The organism is Nonomuraea sp. NPDC050451 (assembly GCF_044458585.1).
Window position 1 is genome coordinate 1 of record NZ_JBITHZ010000105.1, and the last position, 2,724, is coordinate 2,724.

General features: G+C 67.0%; 3 protein-coding genes. All 3 read left to right on the forward strand.

The window, feature by feature from the left end:
- Positions 1 to 226 precede the first annotated feature (226 nt).
- Complete coding sequence (locus tag ACIBI9_RS67800; protein WP_397239668.1) at positions 227 to 1,285, forward strand: tyrosine-type recombinase/integrase; 1,059 nt, start codon at positions 227 to 229, stop codon at positions 1,283 to 1,285.
- Positions 1,282 to 1,626: a helix-turn-helix domain-containing protein gene (locus ACIBI9_RS67805; RefSeq protein WP_397239664.1), complete on the forward strand. Its 345-nt coding sequence runs from the start codon at positions 1,282 to 1,284 to the stop codon at positions 1,624 to 1,626. The genes ACIBI9_RS67800 and ACIBI9_RS67805 overlap by 4 nt, the downstream gene beginning before the upstream one ends.
- Positions 1,623 to 2,724: hypothetical protein (locus tag ACIBI9_RS67810; RefSeq protein WP_397239666.1), on the forward strand; the 1,102-nt coding region annotated here is incomplete at its 3' end. The genes ACIBI9_RS67805 and ACIBI9_RS67810, both read left to right, overlap by 4 nt.

The following is a 2,724-nucleotide window of genomic DNA, read 5'->3' on the forward strand; positions in this document are numbered from 1 at the left end:
AACCCTCGGGAATTGCATCAGACGGGCGAGGAACCGCAGGTCGCCAGGTCGTAAGTGATTCATTCTCGCGCCTGCTGCGGCTAGGGCTCGAGCGTCTGATCAGGTAGTTTGCCAGAGAGATCCCGTCTGATGCAAGATCGTCCCTTCAGAAGGGATGGTCGGAGTGGCGCATCGAGGCAGGGTGGCCTTAGCGGGGTCAGCGGGGCTGGAGTTGGTCTCCGGGGTGATGCTGCTGCGGCCTGAGGAGGCGATGTTCGATGCGATGCTGCGGGGTTGGCGTGCTCAGCAGAAGTCGCGGGGGCTTCGGGATGAGACGGTCGAGGACCGGGAGAAGCTGATCCGTCGCTTCCATGAGTTCACCGACGAGTTCCCCTGGCAATGGTCGCCTGCGCATATGGATGAGTGGTCGGCGTACTTGACGGGCGAACGGCATCTGGCTCCGTCGACGATCCGGGCGTATCAGGGCGACGTCCGGTTGTTCACCGAGTTCCTCATTGATGCCCGTTACGGCTGGGTATCGGCTTGCGAAGAGGAGTTCGGCACCTTCCCGGTGGCGATCTGCCACGAGTGGAACACCCGAGTGCACCTCAACGACTACGAGGGTAGTCCGGAGGCCAGGCCGTTCACGCGCGCGGAGCTTCAGCGGTTCCTGGACTACGCCGATGATCAGGTCGAGCGGGCGGTTCGTTCCGGGCGCAAGGGAGCCTTGGCCGCCTACCGAGACGCGACCATCTTCAAGACCATTTACGGGTGGGGACTGCGCCGGACCGAGACGTCCAAGCTGGACCTGGCCGACTGGGGACGCAACCCCAAAGCGCCCCAGTTCGGTCGGTATGGCATTCTCAACGTTCGCTACGGCAAGGCGAGGAGAGGGCAGCCGCCGCGGCGCAGGAACGTGTTGTCGGTGATGGACTGGGCGGTGGAGGCGGTCGCTGACTACGTCGAGAACGTCTGGCCCCGGTTCGGTTACCCCGACCATCCGGCGCTCTGGCTCACCGAACGCGGCGGGCGGGTGAAGCCCTCGGAGATCAACGCCCGGTTCGTCGCCTACCGGGACGCACTGGGCCTGCCGAACGAGCTGACGCCGCACTCCGAACGGCACGCCTACGTCACGCACCTCACCGAGGACGGGGTGGACCGGCGGTTCATTCAGCAGCAAGTCGGCCACGAATGCGACAGCTCTACCGCGATCTACACCCACGTCAGCGACGATTTCATGAACACAGCCCTGGCCAGGGCATTGGCACCGGCGTTCGCCGGAGGGCGAGGAGGGGACGGGGAATGAACGGCAAGCTCGACTACCGCTGGCATCTACGCAAAGTGATGGCCGACCGCGGCATGTTCTCCACCACCGACCTCCTCGCGCCGCTGGCCGAACGCGGGATCACATTGTCGACCAGTCAGGTTTATCGGCTGGTGGTGGAGCGGCCCGAACGGCTCAGCCTGAAGATCCTCATGGCGCTGCTGGACACTCTGGACTGCACGATGGACGACCTCATCGAACCCATCGCGGCCGCCATACCCAGCACGCGTCCCAAGAAGGCCGCTGCCGGCGGAATCACGACCACCGACAGCATCGGTGACCTGCGTCCTGAGCGCGCCCGGATCACCGGGACCACACCGTGACCGGCCGCCCTGAACCTCTGGCCCCGGACGATTCGGTCGATGCTCTACTCGACCTGCTGGCCGGGCTCGAGCCCGCTCTTGCGCGGGAGACCCTCCTCGCGGCGGTGAAGCGGGCCGCGGCCCGGCCCGACGGACACCGCCGTCTGGCCCAGGCCGTCGTGAGCCGGCCTGATCTGCTCACGGGCCAGGGCGCTCGCGCCGAGACGCCCAGCGTCCTGCGCTTCATCGACGCTCTCGCCGAGGCCGGCGCCAGAGCCGTGGTCGTGCCGTCTTGCCCGCGCTGCGGCAGGCGCAAGCAGTTCGGTCCGCCCATCGAGGGAGTACGCCTCTGCCATGGATGCGGGCCCAAAGCCCGGGCAGTGGCCTGCGGCCGGTGCGGCAAGATCAGGCCGACCGCGCGCCGCAAAGACAACGGGCAACCCCTCTGCCAGAACTGCTGGCACCAAGGCCCACGAAGCTGGAAACCGTGCGTCAGCTGCGGAAACAACCGGCGCGTCGCTGCGGTCACCGAGGCCGGGCCCCTCTGCCAGAGCTGTCGACCCGGCCACGATCTTCCCTGCAGCTTTTGCGGTTCGACCAGCAGCCGGGTCGGTATCTCCCGCGCGATCAGCAAGCCCGTCTGCGAGCGGTGCCGGAAGCGCTGGATCGTGTGCTCGAACTGCGGCACCGGCGCCATGCTCAAGGGCGGCACCCTCGACGAGCCGCTCTGCGCCCGCTGCCTCAACCCCGATCCGACGTTCTGGAAACGTTGCGCGGTCTGCCAGACGACCTGGCAGCTCTCAACCGCCGAATGCGCGCGCTGCTCTCTGGACCGCAAGCTGACTGAGCTGTTCACCTCGCCCGCTGGCGCCACGCCTCGCGAACTCGATCAGCTCCGTGAGGCTCTGGTCCAGGCTGACCGGCCCGACAGCGTGGACACCTGGCTGACCAGGCCCGGAGTCAGCACGACGCTACGCGAACTCGCGAGCGGGCACCGACGGCTCTCCCACGAACTCATCGACACCATGCCAGCCAGCCTCACCCTGAACCACCTGCGGTCGATGCTGGTCACCGCAGGAGCACTCCCAGACCGAGACGAGCGTTTGACCGCCCTCGAGG

Coding starts and splice junctions, on each gene's coding strand:
- ACIBI9_RS67800 (WP_397239668.1), top strand. CDS start 227: ATGCTGCTGCGGCCTGAGGAGGCGATGTTCGATGCGATGCTGCGGGGT.
- ACIBI9_RS67805 (WP_397239664.1), top strand. CDS start 1,282: ATGAACGGCAAGCTCGACTACCGCTGGCATCTACGCAAAGTGATGGCC.